Consider the following 20064-nt stretch of genomic DNA (forward strand, 5'->3'; position numbering starts at 1 on the left):
GTGGGCATGGGCCGGAGGCGCGGCGGCGCTGGCGATCGCATGCAAACCGACCACCGCGCTGTGCCTGCCGTTGGTGATCGCGCTCGGCCTGGCGGCGACGGCACGCGTGGACTGGTATAGCAGGGACATCATGCGGCGGGGGCGTGGACTTGCGTTGGCGCTGGGGAGCGGCGTGGCGCTGCTGGCGCTGTGGGATCTGGCGCGCGCACCGCGCAGCTTCTATACGCTCGCGGTGGCTCGCAACGCCCCGGGGCGGCTGATCCGGTCGGACGAGATATGGCCGCGCCTGGACGCATGGGGACACTGGCTGGCCGCCTCCGTTGGGACAGCGAGTCTGGCGGCGGGTATCGGGCTTGTGGTGCTGATCTGGCTGGTCGCCGGGCTGCGCCGGGGCCGGTCGCGCGCCACGACAGCAGATTGGAGCATCGCGGGCTTCACGCTGGCGTTCATCGGCTGGTACTGGCTGGTCGCGTTCAACACCTACGACCGCTACCTGCACTCGCTGGTCCCGTTTTTGCTGCTGCTGGCGGCACGTGCCGCGATCGGACTGTGGCGAACGGTCGGCGCGCGGCGAGTGGTGGCGGCAGCCGGTGCGGCGGCCCTGATCGTTGGCTTGCTGCCCGCAACCATGAATACCCTGCGCGGCGAGACACCGCTCACCGACAGCCGCAGCACGTATACCGGGATCGACCGGCTGGCGGACTACCTGAACACGACGCTGCGGGGTGAGATCGTGTACGATCACTGGCTGGGCTGGGAGCTGGCCTACTATCTGGGCGACGATCCCGGCGTCCGCGCGGTGTATATGCCCCTGCCCGACGATCTGGCCGGTGAAATGCGGCAGCAAACGGATGTACGCTATCTGGCCGTGCCATCTGCCGCCGACGCCGGGCCGTGGTTGGATGCGCTGCGCCGGGCGGAGATCGACATCCGGGTCGTTTACAGCGATCCGCCGCACGGCTTCGTCGTGTATGCGCTCCGCGCCCAATCCTGATCTGCCAGGACGGGCATAACCCAAGACAAGCGCCCAAGTGCCTGTTACAATGGGCAGGCCGTGCCCCATTCACCCTTTTTCGCTCCCAAGGCAGGCGGTCCGATGGCCGAACAAGCCCAGGAAATTCCAAGCGCTCAAGCCGTACCGACGGGAAGTTGGCAGCCTTACGCCCTGCTCGCCGCCGGAATCGCCGCGATCTCGACGGCGGCGCTGTTCGTACGGCTGGCCCAGGACGAAGGCGCGCCTTCCCTGCTCCTGGCGGCAGGCCGTCTGGTCGTGGCCTCGCTGACACTGGCCCCGGTCGTACTGACGCGCCACCGCCCCGCCCTGCGCGCTGTTTCCCGGCGCGACCTCGTATGGACCACCATCGCCGGGCTGACGCTGGGGCTGCACTTCGCTTCGTGGATCCAATCGCTGGAATACACGTCAGTCGTGAACAGTGTCGTGCTGGTCACCACGTCGCCGCTGTGGGTCGCGCTGATGTCGCCGCTGTTCCTCAAGGAGCCGATCCAACGCTGGACCATCGCAGGGCTGCTGCTGGCATTGGGTGGCGGCATCCTCGTCGGGCTGGCGGGCGGTTCCGGCGAGGCGGCAGCGCATGCCAAGCCGCTGCTCGGCAACGGGCTGGCGCTGTTCGGCGCGTGGATGCTCGCGGTCTACTTCATCATCGGGCGGCGCGTCCGCACCCGGCTGAACGCGATCGTGTATACGTGGCTGGTCTACACGGCGGGCGCGTCCTTCCTGATCGCCGTGGTCGTGCTGGGCGGCGTACAGGTCGGCGGGCTCCCCAATCAGGCGTACCTGTGGCTGCTGCTGATGGGGCTGGTCCCGCAGTTGATCGGGCACTCGCTGCTCAACGTGGCGCTGGGCTTTCTGCCCGCCGCCTATGTGAGCCTGATCGTGCTGAGCGAGCCTGTGGGCAGCGGCATCCTGGCGTTCGTAGTATTGGGCGAAGCTCCGGCGGCCCTGCAGCTTGTCGGGTCGGCGCTCATTTTGGGCGGAATCGGGGTCGCCAGCCGCAAATCGCAACCGAAATCTTGAAAAAAAACGTTCTGAGGGCTAGACTGCGCATAGAGAGTTTTGTAAGGTGAGAGGCAACGATGGACGGTATCTTTGGCGTAGGTTTGCCTGAAATGTTGATCATTGCGCTGGTCATGTTCGTGATCGGCGGACCTGAGAATACGGCGAAATGGGCGCGCGAGGCTGGCCGCATCGTGCGTAAAGTCCGCAAGATGTGGGACGACATGATGGCCGAAGTGGAACAAGAGCTGGGGCCGGACGGCAAAGAAATCATGGACGCCACGCGCGAACTGGGACGCAGCGCGCGCGAGCTGCGCTCCGTGTCTTCCCCCACACGCTTGATGTCGGAAACGGCCCGCCTGCTGGACGAGCCGACAACGTCGGCACCCCCAAGCGCGGCCAAACCTGCCGCGGCAGACAAGGTCGCTGCGCCATCCTCCAACGGCACCAGCAGCGGCGAGAGCACATCCTCGGATGATTCCAAGTACCGTGCATGGCTGCCCCCCAAGGGCGAATAGCACAAGTTTCCCCTTTTTAGCCCACAAAACTGCACAATAGAGCGCTTGCGCCGGAGGCGTATTGCGCTATAATGTGCTTATGTAACCTCTGATTAATCTAATTAATCCGATTGATCAGATCATTCAAACGATCAGGAAGCAGGCGCTCAGCGTTGGCTCTTAACTCGGATATTCTACGTTACATCATCGAGCATCAGGCACAGCCCGGCGACCGTCTACCGACGATTAACGAGATGAGTCAAGAACTGGGCGTGAGCGTCAGCAAGCTCCGCGAAGATCTGGAAGTCGCCCGCACGCTGGGGCTGGTCCAGGTCAAGCCGCGCACCGGAACCCAGGTGCAGGAGTTTTCCTTCGGCCCGGCGGCCACGCTGAGCGTGCTCTACGCCGTCGCCCTCGACCGCAGCTATTTCCAGGATTTCACCCTGCTCCGCAAAAGTATCGAACTCGGGTTCTGGCACGAAGCGGTGCGCCAGCTCACCCCCGACGACATTACGGCGCTGCGCGCGCTCGTCGCGCGGGCGTGCGACAAGCTCAACCTGCACCCGGCAGTCGTGCCCTTCGAAGAACACCGCAGCTTTCACCTGATGTTTTTCAAACACCTGGAAAATCCATTTGTCCAGGGACTGCTGGAAGCCTATTGGGCGGTTTACAAGGCGTTTGGCGTTTCGCTTTACGCGGAGTTGGCCTATCACCGGCAGGTCTGGGACTATCACCAACGTATGGTGGACTGCGTGGCGCGCGGCGATTTTGAAGCGGGCCGGCGCGCATTGGAAGAACACATGGGACTACTGCGCTATACACCCGACAAGGAGCGAATGCCGATCCCTGACACGCCGTCAATGGGTCACCGACTTTTCGAGTAACAACCAAGCCCGCGCGGGGATGCACCGCGCGGTTTTTGCACCGGGCAGAGGCAGACGTCATAGACTTAGGAGCAAAGATTGATGGGCAACGTTCAAAGCTCTCCTCTGGAATCGGTAATGGCCGAGCGAGAGCCGGTCATCAACGATTTCCAAATCATGATCGCCACGGTCAACGGCTCCGGCAGCCAGACGGCCAATACGGTCATCCTGCGGTCCCTGTTCCGAATGGGGATTCCGGTCAACGGGAAGAACATCTTCCCTTCTAACATTCAGGGCCTTCCGACATGGTTCACCATCCGCCTGAGTAAAAATGGCTACATCGCGCGGCTGGAGGACTATCACATCCTGGTCGCCATGAACGAGCAGACCATCGCGGACGATCTGGCGAACCTATCCAGCGGCGGGGTGTGCCTCTATCCTGAAGAATGGGCCATCAACCGCAGCCGCGACGACGTGATCTACTACCCGCTGCCGGTCAAGGCGCTGGTAGACGCATCGGAAGCACCGGTCACCCTGAAATCATATGTCGCCAACATGGTTTACGTGGGCGCGCTGGCGACGCTGCTGAACATCAGCCTTGACGAGATCGAGTTCTCGCTGAACTTCCACTTCGGCGGCAAAGCCAAGCCCGTGAATCTGAACATGTCCATCGTGCGCACCGCGTACGAGTGGACGCAGGATCACCTCGCCAAAGCGGATCCGTACCTCGTGGAGCCGATGGACCGCACCGAAGGCATGCTGCTGCTCGACGGCAATTCCGCCGCGGCGATGGGCGCGGTCTTCGGCGGCGTGTCGGTCGTTGCGTGGTACCCGATCACGCCCTCGACCAGTCTGGTCGATTCCACCCGCGAATACCTCCAGCATCTACGCACGGACAAAGAAACCGGCAAAGCGACCTATGCCGTCATCCAGGCCGAGGACGAAATCGGCGCAATCGGCATGGTGATCGGCGCAGGCTGGGCAGGCGCGCGCGCCATGACCGCAACCTCCGGCCCCGGCATCTCGCTGATGACCGAGTTCACGGGACTGGCCTACTACGCGGAAGTACCCGCCGTCATCTTCAACGTGCAGCGTATGGGGCCGAGCACCGGCCTGCCGACGCGCACCTCGCAGGGCGACATCATTTCGACCTATTTCCTGGGCCACGGCGACACGAAGCACGTCATGCTGCTGGCAGGCAGCCTGGAGGAAGCCTTCGAGTTCGGCTGGCGAGCCTTCGATCTGGCGGAGCGGCTGCAAACGCCCGTCTTCGTCATGCTCGACCTGGACCTGGGCATGAACCTGTGGATGGGCAAGGTCTTTGAATATCCCGATGAGCCAATGGATCGCGGCAAAGTGGTGACGGCGGAAGACATCGAGCGCGCCGGGAAATTCGCCCGCTACGAAGACGTGGACGGCGATGGCATCGGCTACCGCTCGCTGCCGGGCACGGATCACCCGCTGAGCGCATGGTTTGCACGCGGAACCGGCCACAACGAAAAAGCCGTCTACAGCGAGCGCCCGGAAGACTGGCTCGCCAATATGCATCGCCTGAACGTCAAGTTCGACACGGCGCGCGAACTGGTTCCGCAGCCTGAAGTAAACCTCGCAAACGGCGCGAAGATCGGGATCATCGCCTACGGGACCAGCGACGCGTGCGTCATCGAAGGACGCGATCGCCTCAAGGAACAGGGCGTCGAAACGAGCTATCTGCGGCTGCGCGCGCTGCCGCTCAATGACGTAACGCGCGACTTCATCGCCGCGCACGACCGGATCTACGTCGTCGAAGCCAACGGGGATGGCCAGATGGCAAAGATCCTGCACATGGAATATCCCGAACTGGCCGGGCGCGTTCACTCCCTCGCCTATTCGGACGGGCTTCCTTTGACCGCACGTTGGCTGACGACATCGCTGCTAGAACAGGAGCGCTAGGTAATCATGGGTGCCACACGCGTAAATCTTATCGGCCTGGAACGAAACGACTACAAGGGCCGCCCCTCGACGCTCTGCCAGGGCTGCGGTCACAACTCCATCTCCAACCAGATCATTGCGGTCTGTTACGAGCTATCCATCAACCCGCACGAAGTCATCAAGCTGAGCGGCATCGGCTGCTCCAGTAAGTCCCCGGCCTATTTCCTGGGACGTTCGCATGGCTTCAACGCGCTGCACGGGCGTATGCCCGCCATCGCCACCGGCGCGACGACCGCCAACCGCGATCTGATCGCAGTCGGCGTGAGCGGCGACGGCGACACGGGCAGCATCGGCCTGGGCCAGTTCAAGCACATGGTTCGCCGCAACGTGCCGATCGTCTACATCGTGGAAAACAACGGCGTGTACGGCCTGACCAAAGGCCAGTTCTCGGCCACGGCGGACATCGGGCAGGAACTGAAATACGCGGGCATCAACGATCTGCCACCCATCGACGTGTGCATCGAGGCGCTGGCCGCCGACGCGACGTTCGTGGCGCGCTCGTTCGCGGGCGATTCGAAGCAGGTGCGCGAGCTGCTCAAGGCGGCATTGAGCCACCGGGGCACTGCCGTGCTGGATATCATCAGCCCGTGCGTCACGTTCAACAACCACGAAAGCTCGACCAAGAGCTACCCGTACGGCAAGGTACACGAGGAACCGCTGCAAGACATCACCTTCGTGCCGGAACTGGAACCGATTCAGATCGATGCGATGAATCCCGGCGAACAGATGGCCGTGGAACTGCATGACGGCTCGCACCTGATGTTGAAGCAGCTCGATCCTGACAAGCACGACCCGACCAACAAGCTGGCCGCGTTCCGCCTGTTGGAAGAAGCGCGCCAGGAACAGCAGTTCATCACCGGGCTGATCTACCTGGACGAAAACCGGGCGACGCTGGCCGAAGCCAGCCACCTCGTCGATACGCCGCTGGCCCACCTGAGCAACAGCCAACTACGCCCGCCGCGCGAAGCGCTGGACGATTTGATGTCGCAGCTGGTGTGCTGCCAGTAACCGGCACGCGCGAACCCTGAACGCAGCAGCGGCGATCCGGAACATCCGGATCGCCGCTGTTTTTTTGCGTCGGGTGTGCAATACGCGTGCTTACGCCGGTTCGTCGCCGAGATAGAGGCGGCGGCGGTGCACCAACGTCTGATCGAGCGCGATGCCCAGCGCGTCCAGAAGCTCGTCGGCGCGCCCGGTGCCGCGCTCGCCTGTCACCAACCGTGCCAGCAAAGCGCCGTCTTCTATCAGGCGCAGGTCGAGGATCAAGGGGCGAAGATCGTAGACCTTCTCATTCTTGCTGCCGCGCACGCGCTCAAGTTTTTCAGCCGTCAGCAGCGCCGCCGCTCGCTCGCGCAGAACGTCCGGCGTCAGCGCGGGATCGCGTGGAGTGATGACGTAATCGGCGCTGGTCACCAGCGTGGGCAGCGCGTCGTCCTTGATCGCCACGTCCTCGATGCGGCGCGTGCGCAGCCCTGCCGGGCTGGCATCGTTCAGCCGCTCGATCCATGTCTCCTCGAATCCCTCGTGGAGATGCTCGGTCAGCCAGATATCCACGCGCTCGTCTTCGCTGGTCACGCCAACGGGCAGCGCCGCTGCGAACTGCATACGCGGGCGCGGATTGAAGCCCTGCGTGTATTCGAGCGGGATCTGCGCGCGGCGCAGGACGCGTTCCCAGGCTTTCGCAAGGTCCAGGTGACCGATGAAGCGGTACGGGCCTTCTTTGGTGAAGGCCACACGAATGCGTTGTTGGGTGAGTGGTTGGTTCATGCGGCGCATTATACCAGCGCGGGCGACGGCAGACTACCCTGATGCGCAAAACGCGGCATAAGCGCACCGCTGCTTGCTAACGCTTCCGGCCCGGCTACAATAGTGCACGGAGGATACGCCCATGAGCGACGAACGTGAGTGGCCGCCAGAAGACGAAGAACCTTCTGAATCCGGCGAGCTGGAAGCCGGTGACGATGAAGTATTTGAACCCGAAGACGCGCTCGAAGAAACGTACGAGGACCGCGTCGCCGCGCCGGAAGACGTGCTAGACGCACCACCCGATGACTGGGCGGACGAAACAGACGAAGTCGACAGCGCGATCGACGATGTCGAAATCTCCAGCGCGATCCCGTATATGCCTGAGGATTCCGAGGATGCCGAGTCCGGCGCGGAAAGCACCGCCGCGGGCGAGCCGTCGGAGCTGGGCGAAGGTGAGCGTCTGCGCCAGCCGCGCGCGCAAAGCTTCCGCCGCCGCCTGGCGAACCAGATCAGCATGCTGCCGCTCGCGCTGTATCTCCTGGCGATGGGCGGGTACCTGATCGCGGACAAGCAAAACGTCAACGGCCTGCCGGATCTCGACGCTCCGGCGCTGATTGGCGGGCTGGTGCTGGCAGTAGCCGCCAGCATGATGCTGCACAGTCTTGTATTCGGACGCCGCGAGCGGGGACTGCTGTTCGTCGGGCTGACCGTATGGGTCACGGCGAGCGCAGTAGGCTTGCTGGTGGCGAGCATGGAAGAGACGCCCGAACCGGGCGAATGGTGGCCGATCCTGCTCATTGCGCTCGGCGTTTCGCTGCTGCTCACGTATCTCATCGAGCGCGTTCACGATGGGCGGCTGGTGCTGCTGAGCCTGTTTATGTTCGTGGCAAGCGGGGTCGCGTTCTGGACCACGCTCGGCAACACGGACCTCGACCGGCTGGACAACGCCGCCGATTACTGGCCGTTGTTGCTGGCGGTGCTGGGTATCGGGCTGCTGCCGCTGGCGTTCCGCCGCCGCACCGGGTAGGCAGGCGCGCCATGCCAGCGCTGACCATCGCCATCGATGCCAGCCGGACCACAACCGCGCGGCGAACTGGCACGGAAAACTACGCGCTGCAACTGATCCGCGCGCTGATCGCGCTGGACTCGCCGCATCACTTTCACCTCTATTTCCGCGACCAGCCGCCGGACGATCTGTTCCCGGCACAGCCTAACGTCACGCTGCACGTCATCCCCTGGCCGCGCGCCTGGACGCATACGCGCTTCGCGGCGGCGCTGTGGCGCGCCCGCCCCGACGTGACGTTTGTGCCCGCACATACGCTGCCGCTGGTTTTTCCCGGTCGCGGCGTGGTCACTGTGCACGATCTCGGCTATCTCTATTTCCCTTCGGCGCACCCACCCCGCGCGCGGCGCTATTTGGAATGGACTACGCGCTTCAGCGCGCGGCGGGCCGCCCGCGTGCTGGTCGATTCGCTGGCGACGGCGCGTGATCTGGCCGCGCACTACGACATTCCCGACCACCGGATCACGCTCGTATATCCCGGCCTGGACGATACCCTGGCCCGCGTGACCGATCCGGCGACGCTAGCCGGCATGCGGGCGCGGTACGGCCTGCCGGAGCGTTATTTGCTGTTCCTGGGCACGCTGCAGCCCCGCAAGAACATCGCGCGGATCGTGCAGGCGTATGCGCAGTGGCGCACGCAGTCCGGCGTGACCGACATTGCGCTGGTGCTGGGTGGATCGCCGGGCTGGCTGTACGATCCGGCCTGGACGCAGGGTGTCGATGGTGTGATCGAGACGGGCTACGTGCGCGATGAAGACGTCGCAGCGCTGTACAGCGGCGCGCTGGCGCTGGTGTTCCCCACCCTGTACGAAGGCTTCGGTTTCCCCGTGCTGGAAGCCATGCGGTGCGGCGTGCCGGTCATCGCCAGCAACACGTCATCTCTGCCGGAAGTCGCGGGGAACGCCGCGCTGCTGGTCAACCCGCGCGGCACGGACGCCATTCAGGCCGCGATCGCGCAAATTGTGACTGACAGCACGCTGCGCCACACCCTTGTCGCGCGCGGAGTCAAGCAGGCGCAGCGCTTCACATGGCAGAACGCCGCCGCAGCCGCCCTGCACGCCCTCGAACAAGCTGCAGGAACTTCCCCTTAACGCGCTCTGATGCGATGTTGCGGGATAGTAACCCAGTTTTTATAATCCCAGAGAATCACTGTTCCGGCTTACTAAGAGACTGGGAAACCATAATGCGAAGACACCTTACGCCCCTTCTGGTTGCCGTGACGGCATTGGCGCTGCTTCTGGGCATGATTGTTTTTCCGTCGAGCCCAGCACGCGTTGCCGAGGCAAACCCGGGGACCAACTGGAATGCTTCTTATTACAACAACACCGATCTGACGGGTACTCCGGTGTTGACCCGCGTGGACGGCCAGATCGACTTCAACTGGGGGACTGGCTCGCCCGACCCCGCCGTGCCCGCCGACAATTTCAGCGTGCGCTGGACGCAGACGGTCAACTTCCCGGCGTCCGGCCAGTGGACGTTCCGCGTCGGCGCGGATGACGGCATCCGCATGTGGATCGACGTGACGCAGATCATCAACGAATGGCACGGCGCACCGAACGGGTACACCACGTACACCGTCACGCTGGACGCGCTGACCGCCGGTCCGCACGAGCTGAAGGTAGAATATTACGAAGCCACCGGAAACGCGGGCGTTCAGGCCCAGTGGTACCAGGGCACGTCAGGCGCGCCCGCCGCCGCTGCTCCGGCCTCTGCGACGTCCTCCACGACCGGCGCGAACAGCGCCGCCAGTTGGAGCGCGCAGTACTTCAATAACACCGATCTCTCCGGCAACCCGGCTCTGAGCCGCACGGACGGCAAGATTGACTTCAACTGGGCGACCGGCTCCCCCGACGGCGCGATCCAGGCCGACAACTTCAGCGCGCGCTGGACCGCGACGGTCAACTTCCCCACGACCGGCGTCTGGACCTTCCGTGTCGGCGCGGATGATGGCATCCGCATGTGGGTCGATGTCACGGAAATCATCAACGAGTGGCACGGCGCAGCGAACGGCTTTGCCACCTATACCACCACGCTGAACCAGCTTACCGCCGGGGATCACGTGCTGCGCGTGGAATATTACGAATCGTCCGGGCCTGCGGGCGCGCTGGTAGAATGGTACGCGGGCACCGGGTCGGGCGATACGAGCAGCGCCGCTGCGGCCCCTGCCGCGCCGACCGCTGTCCCGATCAAGCCGATCTGGGCTGCCGCGACGGGCTACGGCGTCAACGTGCGCACCGGCCCCTCGACTGGCTACCCGGTCGTTACGCAGATCAACTATCCCGACAACTACAAGGTTGTGGGCGCGCTGGGCACGATGCGCTGGATTCTGATCGAGCTGGACAACGGCACGACTGCCTGGGTCAGCAACGACTGGGTGTACCTTTACAGCGACGAGCCGGACTTCGTGACCAAGATCCCGAAGGTCGAGCCGGAAGCGGCGGCGTCGGTCGTCACCGCGCCGGAACCGGTCCAGGTGACGGTCCGTGGGCGCGCCGTGAACGCGCTCCCCGTGCGTGACGCCGCCAGCAACCGGGGCAAGGTCATCGCCAACGTGCCGCAGAACTCGATCATGAACATCGAGGCAATCAGCCGCAACGGTGGCTGGTATCTCATGAACTGGGAAGGCCTTCGCGGCTGGGTCTATTCGCCCAACGTGTCGTTCGTTGAGGGCTGGATCACCGACCTCGTGGTCAGCAACGAGATCATGCCTGCGCCGCCCGCCGGTCAAATCTTCGTGCCGCTGACCGAAAGCGGCGAGCCGATCACGGTGCGCGGTCGCGCCTACAGCAACATCGTCCTGCGTGACGCGGCCAGCGTGCGCGGCCAGGACATCGGCAGCGTCGCCGGGAACACCGAGTTCGTGATCGAAGGGCGCAACACCAACGGCGCGTGGTACCTGATCAACATCGACGGGCAGACCGGTTGGGTCAGCTCACCGTACGTCCAGATCATCGAAGGCCGCTACGAGGATCTCCAGATCCGCTAGCGCAGCGCCTCCGAACACGGGTAAAATCAAGCGCCCCACCGCCCTATTGCGTGGGGCGCTGTTTTTCGTCCCTTGCATGCTCAGGAGCCAACCGTTACATGGCGATTGACTACGAAATTCACTATGACTGCGAGCCAAAGCGCGCGCTCACGCTCGAAGGCCTGATGGGCCGGTTGAAGGGCCGCGACCGCGCCGCCGCGATCATCAAGCTCTACCGTGACAGCGGCGATCAGCGCGCGCCGAAAGATATGGGCTTCGAGATGGTACGCCGCACGCCCGACGGCGAAGAAGAAGTAGAAATCGTCATCGTGCAGAATCTGCTGGATGCCGCCGAAGAACTAATCCCGTACCAGCCCTACTGCGTCGGCTGCCCGGCTAACCGGATCGGCGTGCCATTCGGCTGCGTCGGCACGATCAACTATCCGATCTCGTACGAGGCGGAACGCTGGATGATCGCGCAACTGCCCGACAACGAGCATCCCCTGCCCTACATGCTGCTCCAGCGCGCGCTGATCGACATGAATTACACGGGCGAGCACGCCGCCACGCTGCGCAAAGACCCCGGCGTGTTCTTTGAAAGCGATACCCCGCCCGACCGCGAATTTGGCGGTGTGACCATCACCGGGGACCAGATCTTCGAGATGCTGTTCCTTTCCGGCCCGATCTACCCCGCGCACGGCTCGCTGCTGCTCCAGTTCTTCGGCGCGATCTCGCCGGACCTGGAAGCGGACGTGATCATGCAGCTCGCTGCGCCGCCGTCGCAGGCATGGCTGGACGAAAACGTTCCCTTCCAGCATACGCACCAGTCCGCCGACGATGGCAGCATTACCGCATTCAAGGAATTTCTGTACGCCGTTTACCTGGCATTCCGGCTGGGTGTACCCGTTTTGCTGGATATCTGACCTGCCGAAGCGGGTGCTAACACACGGTCTACGATCCGCGTGACACACTCCTACATCACGAGCAATCACGCGGCAGTTTCGGGGCGCACAGGCGCAGATCCGGGTGGGATTACGGGACACAGCGAGGTATACTTAACAGGGTTGCCGAGCGAACCAGATCGCGTTTTTATTCATGCGAATCGAACATCTTTCTCTTCAAAATTTCCGCAATTATGCGCGCCTGGAAGTCACGCTGCCTCCCGGGCCGATTTTGCTGCACGGCGCCAACGCGCAGGGCAAAACCAGCCTGCTCGAAGCCATCTACTATCTCGCCACGTCGCGGTCGCCCTATACCAGCTCCGACCGGCAGTTGATCAACTGGTACGCGGAGCGGGACATTCTGCCGTTCGCGCGGATCGCCGCCGAGATCACCAGCGCGCGCGAATCGCTCAACCGCGTCGAAGTCGTCATCTCGCTCGACCAGAACGGCGGCACTGACAGCGACCGCTTCCGCAAACAGGTCAAAATCAACGGCGTGCCGCGCCGCGTCATGGACCTGATCGGGCAGATCAACGTGGTGATGTTCCTGCCGCAAGATCTGTCGCTGGTCGAGGGCGCGCCCGCCGAGCGGCGGCGCTATATGAACATCACGCTGTGCCAGACGGACGGCGAATACTGCCGCGCGCTGGCGATGTTCGACAAGGTGCTCACCCAGCGAAACGCGCTGCTCAAGCGCATTTCCGACCGCGAAGCCAGCCCCGGCGAGCTTGGATACTGGAACGACCAGATCGCGGAATCGGGCGCGACGCTCGTCGCCGGACGGCAGCAGCTTCTGCGCCAGTTGGAAGTCAAGGCGCGGCGGATTCACGACGAGCTTTCCGGCGGCGACGAAGACCTGGAACTCAAATATCTGCCGGGATTCAGCCCCACAGCGGAAAACAACGGGCAGTTGTCGTTCGAGGTGCTCGGCCTGGACCTGCACCGCCAGATGTCGCCGGGCGACATCGCGGAACAATTCCTGGCACGGTTGGCCGAGATCCAGGGTGAGGAGATCGCGCGCGGCATGACGCTCATCGGGCCGCAGCGCGACGAGCTGCGCCTGATGGTCAACGGGCACGACCTGGGCCTGTACGGCTCGCGCGGGCAAGCCCGCACGGGCGTAATGTCGCTCAAGTTGGCGGAACTGGAATGGATGCGCGATACCATCGGGGAATGGCCGGTGCTGCTGCTGGATGAAGTCGCTGCTGAACTCGATTCACGGCGGCGGGCCTATCTGCTCGACCGCGTCAGCGAGGCGTCGCAGGTGCTGCTGACCACTACCGAGCCGGATATTTTCCCCAGCGCGTTCCTCAACACCGCCACCCGCTGGGAGATCAGCCAGGGGCAGATTATCTCTGCGACGGACCCGATCGGGTAGACGCCTACAAGGGGCGTTTGGTGGGCATCCCGGCGCGGCGTGGATAGTTCGGCGGGGTAGCCGCGACCTTTTTCACCAGCACGAGATGGTGCGTTTCGGGAACCTGGGGCAGCTCAATGGGAATAATCTTTTCCAGGTGGCCACCCAGAATGCGCAGCGCCGTCTCCGACTGGCGCACCTCGGCGTGCGCAGTCTCGCCCTTCAGCGCCACACACATCCCACCGACCCGGCAGAACGGCAGCAGGTATTCCATGAGCACCGGCATCTGGGCCACGGCGCGCGCCAGCACCAGATCGAACCGCTCGCGCTCCTCAGGAAGCTGTCCGGCCTCCTCCGCCCGTGCATTCAGCACACGAACATTGTTCAGTTTGAGCCGTTTCGAGATATGCTCTAGGAAAGCGGTCTTCTTGGCAGTCGCTTCGAGCAGCGTCAGCTCGATGGAGGGGCAGATCAGCCGCAGCGGCAAGCCGGGGAACCCCGCGCCCGTTCCGACATCGATCACACGCAGACCCGGTGTGAGCGAGACCGCCCGCAACACCGAGAGCGAATCGAGGAAATGGCGCATCTCGACCGCTTCGGGCGCGGTAATGGCCGTCAGGTTCACATTCTCGTTCCAGGCCAGCAGATCGTCGGCATAAATGCTGAAGGCGCGCTGAAGATCGGGGCCAAGCTCAAGGCCAAGTAGCTCGCGGCTGCTTCGCACCAGTTGGTCAACGTTCATTCTACCCGTCGCTTTACCAGCCACTCCCGGTGCGAACAGGACGCCGCGCATGGTGGCGACCCATGCGCTGTGGCGGATCAACCGGAAACCCAAAAAAGTCTTTCGAGCAGCAATTATAACAGGAAACCGCGCCGGGCAAGAACGCCCGCCAGGAAGGATGTTCCCATGCGATATCGAGGCACGATTATACGTACCGATCACAACCGCGACGGCGTGACGCTGATCATCAGCACGCCGATTGGGATGCGCGGTGTCGAGCTTGACCCGAACCTGTGGACGGAGATCATCGCGGACTTCGAGCTTGCCAACGACGCGGATCTGGCCGGGTGGCGTGTCGAATACGATCCAGCGGACGGCGATCTTGAGCTGATCGGGGAAGAATCAGGCGACGAAGCAGATACCGTCGCGCCGTGAAGCGGATCTCCACAGGCCGAGCGTGGGCAAACCGTGGGCCGGCAAACCGTCCAAAGGGTGCGCAGGCGGCGTACAATGAGTCTGCGTATCGTGCCCGGCAGTGGAGTGATGGATCGAGATGAAACGCGTTTGGCATGCCTGGAAATCGCGGCGGCGCTGGCAAAAGATCGCTATCGTGCTGTCTGTGCTGGTGCTCGTCACGGGCGGATCGCTGTACGCGTGGTTGCTGGTGGGCCTGCCGCCGGTAGACAGCCTCGAAGATGGGCTGGCGCTGCCCAGCACGCGGATTTATGACCGCCAGGGGCGGCTGTTGTACCAGATTGCCGATCCGCATACCGGCGTCAATGAGGTCATTCCGCTGGACCAGATGTCCGGCTGCGTCGTGCAAGCGACGCTGGCGACCGAAGACGTGAATTTCTACCACCACCCCGGCGTGGATATCGAAGGCGTCGCGCGCGCCTTGTGGATCAATCTGAAGGGTGGCGAAGTCGTCGCGGGCGGCAGCACGATCACCCAGCAAGTCGCGCGCAATCTGCTGCTCGATCCCGAACAGCGCGCCGAACGCTCGCTGCGGCGCAAGCTGCGCGAGGGTATCCTGGCGCTGGAACTGACACAGCACTATTCGCGCGACGAAATTCTGGCGCTGTACCTCAACCAGACGTATTACGGCAATCTCGCGTACGGCATCGAAGCGGCATCGCGCGCGTACTTTGGCAAGAGCGCCGGGGAACTGTCGCTGGCGGAGTGCGCGCTTCTGGCCGGGCTACCGCAGGCCCCGTCGCAGTACGATCCGCTCAGCAATCCTGAAGCAGCAAAAGATCGCCAGCGCGTCGTGCTCGACCTGATGGTGCGGCACGGCGAAATCACGCAGGATCAGGCCGATCAGGCCTACGACGAGGAACTGCAATTCGCCTCGACGCCCTTCCCCATCGAAGCGCCGCACTTCGTGACGGCGGTCTGGACGCAGTTGGAGCGTAATTACCCCGAGCAGATCTACGAGGGCGGCCTGACCGTTACCACGACGCTCGATCTCGACTGGCAGCATGCCGCCGAAGACGCCGCCCAGCGCCACCTTGAGCGGCTGAATAACCCGGCCAGCGGGCCGTCGCACAACGCCCGGAACGCCGCGTTGGTATCGATAGATCCCGAAACCGGGCAGGTGCTGGCGATGCTGGGCAGCCCGGATTACTTCAACGAGCGCATCGACGGCGCCGTAAACGCCGCGCTCGCGCCCCGCCAGCCGGGATCGGCGCTCAAGCCGTTCACCTATGCTGCTGCGTTCGATCCGTCGCAGCCCGATCCGTGGACCCCCGCAACGATGGTGCTGGATATCGGGACGCCGTTCGTCACGCGGCGGCTCGAAAGTTATACGCCGTCCAATTACGGCATGGTCGAGCATGGCCCGGTGCTGGTGCGCGAGGCGCTAGCCTCGTCGTATAACATCCCGGCGGTGATCGCGCTGGATCACATCGGGCTGGACGCGCTGGTCAGCCTCACGACGCGGTTGGGCATCACGACGCTGACCGATACCAGCCGGTTCGACCTGTCGCTGACGCTGGGCGGCGGTGAGGTGCGCCTGCTGGAGCTGACCGCTGCGTATGCGGCGTTGGCGAACGGTGGCTATCGCGTGAATCCGGTCATGATCCTTGAAGTGCGCGACCGCGACGGCAATGTGCTGTATGAATGGAAGCCGACCGACCAGCCCTCCCAGGTGATCGATCCGCGCGTGACGTTCCTCATCACGGACATTCTCAGCGACAACACGGCGCGCATCCCGTCGTTTGGCGCGGGCAGCGTGCTCAACATCGGGCGGCCCGCCGCGGCAAAAACCGGCACGACCACCGACTTCCGCGATAACTGGACGGTCGGATACACGCCCGATCTGGTGACGGGGGTCTGGGTCGGTAACGCCGATAATACGCCGATGGTAGACGTCAGCGGCATCAGCGGCGCAGGCCCGATCTGGAACGAATTCATGCGGCGTGTGCTGCAGGGCACGACGGAAACAGAATTCACCGTGCCGGAAGGCGTCGTACAGGCGGAGGTATGCGCAACGTCCGGTCTGCTGCCTACCGATGCCTGCCCTCAAACGCGGTGGGACTGGTTCATCGAAGGGACCGAACCCACCGAGCCGGATAATCTGTACCAGACGTTCACGCTCGATACGCGCACAGGGCTGCTGGCGGACGACACCACCCCGCCGGAAGACTGCGAAGACCGTGTTTATCTGGTGCTGCCGCCGGAAGCGCGCGACTGGGCGCTTCGCCAGGGTATTCCGCAGCCGCCGGTTGGCGCGCAGATCGTCGGCGGCGAACAGGTCCCGGTGCGGCTGCTGTCGCCCGATCCGTATACGGTGTTCCGCCTGTCACCCCAGCTTCCCGACGACGAACAGCGCATCCGGCTCACCATCGCCGTGCCGACCAATGCGCAGTCGGTTACCTACGTCATGGATGGCACGCCGTTGGTCACCACGACCGCCTCGCCCTTCGACACATGGTGGACGCTTCAGCCCGGCGAACACGATCTCACGGCTGAGGTCACACTGCGAGACGGTTCGACCCTGACGACCGAAAATATACACTTCCGGGTTGGGGCCTGGGTTCCGCCTGACGAGCGCCCAACATCGGGTCTGGCGGAATAAGTCATTTCATCACATTACATTCTGCATTCCAATTTTGACACAAGAACGACTATACTAAAATGGATTCGCTAACGCGCGGCGGATCAAAATTCCTCAAAAATGGCCCTTGTGGGGAGGGACCACTGATGTCTCATCGCTCTACGGACAAACCCGATCAAAATTCGTGGGAGCCAATTAGTATGGGCGATCTTGGCTTGCCGTCCGACTACGATCCAAGATTCATACCTTCGTCTTCCCGTCTTCAGAAAGCATCGGAAAAAGGCCTGGAGACGTGGACTTCGTTCATCATGACGAACAAAGATTCGCCGCAAATCATCGCCGACAAAATCGACGAGATTGTGAAGGTCATCGACAGCGCACTTGAGGTCGATGGGCCGCACGTCCCTAAAGCGCTGAAGCTCGGTCTGGAACTGGAAATGCGCTATTGGGTCTACGACAACCGGCTCCAAGATTGGCTTAACTTTATGGTCCACATGTTGAAGAAAGCCATCGAGCTTAGGGATGCGGCTCTGATCAGCGAGGTCTATCGCGCCTGGAGCCTCTATCTCTACACCAACAGGGAAGAAGCGAGAGCGAAAAAGGCCATCGAAAGCGCCCTCGAATACGCTAACGACACCAAGCAGGAGCCGCTAAAACTACTTGCACGCGCCGAACGCTTCAACCTCCGCATCCGCGATCTCTCGCTGAGCGATGCCCAGGCAGAAGCGAATACACTGATCACAGAAGCGGATCGCCTCCAGTTTCCATACGTTAAGGGACGAGCATACCTTACGCTGGCGCTGAGTTACCAGATGTCCGCCCTGCCCGCCGAGGCATTCAGCACCGCACAGCAGGCGCTGATGTGTTTCATATCGCCTGAGATCGTCGGAATGCAGGCCTATGCCGTGTCCCTGATGCTGGGTAACATCCAGATCAACAACGGGCATTCGCTGACCTATCGCATGAAACTGCTCGACTATCTGACTTCCCTCACCCAGCGCAGCGTGAATCCGCACTTCCGCGCTGCCGTTGCGCACCTCCAGGCTAACGAAGCCTATTACCAGGGAAGCCCGATCGATGCACGGCGGCACGCGCTCACCGCGTGGTTTAACTATCGCAACGTCAACCGCGACACTATCAGCAGCCGCGATATCCAACACGTTCTCGGCCTGATCGAAAACAAGCTGAACCGTCCGGCAATGGCAGAGCGCCATCTCAACGCCGCACGCGCCTATTTTCAGGCTACACATGAGACCCTACGCGAGATCAGCGCGCTGCATGCGCTGGCATGGGTACCCTATATGCACGGGGACCCGATACGCGCGCTCGGCCTGATGGACGATGCGCTTATGCTCATCGACCAGCTGAAGGAAACCAAAACGCAAGAGGCGGTGCGTACACTGCTGCAAGCAGATCGGGCGAAAATCGAGCAGGCGGCACAAGACGCCGCGTCCTAGAATCACCCGGCGAGGAGCGCACTCAGGTCGCTCCTCGCCGCAGGTTTCAGCACTGCGTCAAACGCAGCCCTTTAGCGACCTAGCCGCCGCCGCAGCTCCCCATGCCGGGAGGAGGGCACACCGGGTCGGCCACGTGCGAATTGACGTGCAGGCGGAGCATGGCGACGCCGGTGCTGCCAACCGATGCGTCCGGGGCGGAGGGAGCGACGGCAAATGCAACCGCAGTCACTGCCAGAACGAGAGCGAGAGCCAAGACGACCACATAACGCTTCTTCATTGCCGTGTCCTTATGAATGAAGTGCGCTCACCCTGGGTTAGCTGGACCCGGGCCGCGCATCGAGCGAAATGTGGTGCGCACCACTACGATTAGTGTGCCTGATTGAAGCACTCCGTTCATTAGGTAGGGGACCATTTAGCGGACAAAAAGCGGACAACTCTGCGGATTCAAAGTGTGGGGCAACAAAAAAACCGCGCCGGGTGGCGCGGTTGTCGATCGACTGCGGTCGCGTTAAGAAGAGCTTAGCGGCGCGCGGGCAAAATCTCCAGGCTGGCGCGGGCCGCCCGCAGCGCGTCGCGAGTGAGCACCGTCTCGCGCGTAATATTCACCTTCTGCATGGCATGCCAGCCAAATGTGGTCATATACTCCACCGTCAGCGCGCCCCGGTAGCCATACATGTACAGCGACTGCACCATCTGCGCGAGGTCGATCGTGCCCTCGTTATGCGCGGTTTGGAGTCGCCCACGCGCCGCCTGCCGCGCCTGGACGTGCGCGACATGCTCCAACAGCGGCTTCAGCGCGGCCTGCTCGATGCCCTGGCAGGCGAAATGGGCGTAGTCGAGCGTCAGACTCAGCCCCGGCACGGCCTCCAACAACAGCAGCGACGTCTCCGGCGTGTGCGCAACGGAATCCATATGCGGCTCGAACGACACGCGCAGATCGGTTGCTTCGGCGGCTTGCAGGACGCGCATCAGCGCCACGACAGACCGCGCGAGGCTGTGCTCGGGGCCGTCGGCCTGGATCAAGCCGGGCGACAGGGTGACGCCCGGCGTACCCAGCGCCGTCGCAAATGCGAGGAGCTGCCCGAACAGGGTCAGTTCCGCGCTGCGCTGTGCCGGATCGGGCGCGTTGATGTGCGGCAGCATGATGTAGAAATCGGTCAGGGAAAGATCGAAGCGGTCCAGCATGGTGCGGATCGCGGCGGCTTCCGCCTGGGGCTGTGCGATCACGCGGTTGATATTGAGATGCGGCCCGGTTCCCAGATCGACGTAGCGGAAGCCGAGGCGTGCGATCGTCCCGAGGGCAGCTTCCAGCGGCAAATTGTTATAGGCCCAGGCGTGGCACGCGATCAGCATCCCGTTATCTCCCGGTGAGTGCGCCTTTCCGTGACCCATTATAGGCTGGACCGACGCCTGA

Annotated in this window: 18 protein-coding genes; 14 read left to right on the forward strand and 4 right to left on the reverse strand. The window is 63.1% G+C overall.

The window, feature by feature from the left end; translation table 11 throughout:
* The 6 genes from V7116_RS15570 to V7116_RS15595 form a co-directional block, all read left to right on the forward strand.
* A partial coding sequence (locus V7116_RS15570; protein ID WP_324392869.1) for a hypothetical protein occupies positions 1–994 on the forward strand: 994 nt, incomplete at its 5' end.
* A gap of 102 nt (positions 995–1096) precedes the next feature.
* Positions 1097–2035 carry a DMT family transporter gene (locus tag V7116_RS15575; protein ID WP_324392870.1) on the forward strand — a complete coding sequence of 313 codons (939 nt, stop codon included), beginning with the start codon at positions 1097–1099 and terminating at the stop codon, positions 2033–2035.
* 59 nt (positions 2036–2094) lie between these two features.
* On the forward strand, positions 2095–2532 hold the full coding sequence (locus V7116_RS15580) for a hypothetical protein (RefSeq protein WP_324392871.1): 438 nt from the start codon (positions 2095–2097) through the stop codon (positions 2530–2532).
* 152 nt (positions 2533–2684) lie between these two features.
* Complete coding sequence (locus V7116_RS15585) at positions 2685–3395, forward strand: FadR/GntR family transcriptional regulator (protein WP_324392872.1); 711 nt, start codon at positions 2685–2687, stop codon at positions 3393–3395.
* 117 nt (positions 3396–3512) lie between these two features.
* Positions 3513–5306 carry a 2-oxoacid:acceptor oxidoreductase subunit alpha gene (locus V7116_RS15590; RefSeq protein ID WP_324392873.1) on the forward strand — a complete coding sequence of 598 codons (1794 nt, stop codon included), beginning with the start codon at positions 3513–3515 and terminating at the stop codon, positions 5304–5306.
* A gap of 6 nt (positions 5307–5312) precedes the next feature.
* Positions 5313–6353 carry a 2-oxoacid:ferredoxin oxidoreductase subunit beta gene (locus V7116_RS15595; RefSeq protein ID WP_324392874.1) on the forward strand — a complete coding sequence of 347 codons (1041 nt, stop codon included), beginning with the start codon at positions 5313–5315 and terminating at the stop codon, positions 6351–6353.
* A gap of 90 nt (positions 6354–6443) precedes the next feature.
* Here V7116_RS15595 and V7116_RS15600 read toward each other — a convergent pair whose 3' ends face one another.
* Complete coding sequence (locus tag V7116_RS15600; protein WP_324392875.1) at positions 6444–7112, reverse strand: TIGR03936 family radical SAM-associated protein; 669 nt, start codon at positions 7110–7112, stop codon at positions 6444–6446.
* A 121-nt stretch (positions 7113–7233) separates the two neighbouring features.
* Here V7116_RS15600 and V7116_RS15605 point away from each other — a divergent pair, with 121 nt between their 5' ends.
* The 5 genes from V7116_RS15605 (at position 7234) to recF (ending at position 13438) form a co-directional block, all read left to right on the forward strand.
* Positions 7234–8118, forward strand: coding sequence for a hypothetical protein (locus V7116_RS15605; protein ID WP_324392876.1), 885 nt, complete (start codon positions 7234–7236; stop codon positions 8116–8118).
* An 11-nt stretch (positions 8119–8129) separates the two neighbouring features.
* Positions 8130–9245, forward strand: a complete 1116-nt coding sequence (locus V7116_RS15610; protein WP_324392877.1) for a glycosyltransferase family 4 protein — start codon at positions 8130–8132, stop codon at positions 9243–9245.
* Positions 9246–9337: 92 nt separating this feature from the next.
* Entirely contained in the window at positions 9338–11140 is a 1803-nt protein-coding gene (locus tag V7116_RS15615) for a PA14 domain-containing protein (RefSeq protein WP_324392878.1), read from the forward strand.
* Between the two features lie 98 nt (positions 11141–11238).
* The gene (locus V7116_RS15620; protein ID WP_324392879.1) at positions 11239–12042 is read left to right on the forward strand and encodes a hypothetical protein; all 804 of its coding nucleotides are present in this window, start codon (positions 11239–11241) and stop codon (positions 12040–12042) included.
* Positions 12043–12214: 172 nt separating this feature from the next.
* Positions 12215–13438 (forward strand): DNA replication/repair protein RecF, encoded by a 1224-nt coding sequence (gene recF, locus V7116_RS15625; RefSeq protein ID WP_324392880.1) that lies wholly within the window; start codon positions 12215–12217, stop codon positions 13436–13438.
* A gap of 4 nt (positions 13439–13442) precedes the next feature.
* Here the strand turns inward: recF and rsmG are convergent, their stop codons facing one another.
* The gene (gene rsmG / locus V7116_RS15630) at positions 13443–14159 is read right to left on the reverse strand and encodes a 16S rRNA (guanine(527)-N(7))-methyltransferase RsmG (protein ID WP_324392881.1); all 717 of its coding nucleotides are present in this window, start codon (positions 14157–14159) and stop codon (positions 13443–13445) included.
* 165 nt (positions 14160–14324) lie between these two features.
* Here rsmG and V7116_RS15635 point away from each other — a divergent pair, with 165 nt between their 5' ends.
* The 3 genes from V7116_RS15635 to V7116_RS15645 all read left to right on the forward strand — a co-directional run bounded on the left by V7116_RS15635 (position 14325) and on the right by V7116_RS15645 (position 18650).
* Positions 14325–14573, forward strand: a complete 249-nt coding sequence (locus V7116_RS15635) for a hypothetical protein (RefSeq protein WP_324392882.1) — start codon at positions 14325–14327, stop codon at positions 14571–14573.
* A gap of 118 nt (positions 14574–14691) precedes the next feature.
* A complete protein-coding gene (gene pbpC / locus V7116_RS15640) occupies positions 14692–17214 on the forward strand; it encodes a penicillin-binding protein 1C (protein ID WP_324392883.1) in 2523 nt (840 codons plus the stop codon).
* A 179-nt stretch (positions 17215–17393) separates the two neighbouring features.
* The gene (locus tag V7116_RS15645) at positions 17394–18650 is read left to right on the forward strand and encodes a hypothetical protein (RefSeq protein ID WP_324392884.1); all 1257 of its coding nucleotides are present in this window, start codon (positions 17394–17396) and stop codon (positions 18648–18650) included.
* 79 nt (positions 18651–18729) lie between these two features.
* Here the strand turns inward: V7116_RS15645 and V7116_RS15650 are convergent, their stop codons facing one another.
* Positions 18730–18927 (reverse strand): hypothetical protein, encoded by a 198-nt coding sequence (locus tag V7116_RS15650; RefSeq protein WP_324392885.1) that lies wholly within the window; start codon positions 18925–18927, stop codon positions 18730–18732.
* Positions 18928–19169: 242 nt separating this feature from the next.
* Positions 19170–20003 carry a sugar phosphate isomerase/epimerase family protein gene (locus tag V7116_RS15655; protein ID WP_324392886.1) on the reverse strand — a complete coding sequence of 278 codons (834 nt, stop codon included), beginning with the start codon at positions 20001–20003 and terminating at the stop codon, positions 19170–19172.
* Between the last annotated feature and the right edge of the window lie 61 nt (positions 20004–20064).

Origin of the sequence: Aggregatilinea sp. (assembly GCF_036822615.1) — a bacterium.
Taxonomy (GTDB): domain Bacteria; phylum Chloroflexota; class Anaerolineae; order Aggregatilineales; family Aggregatilineaceae; genus Aggregatilinea.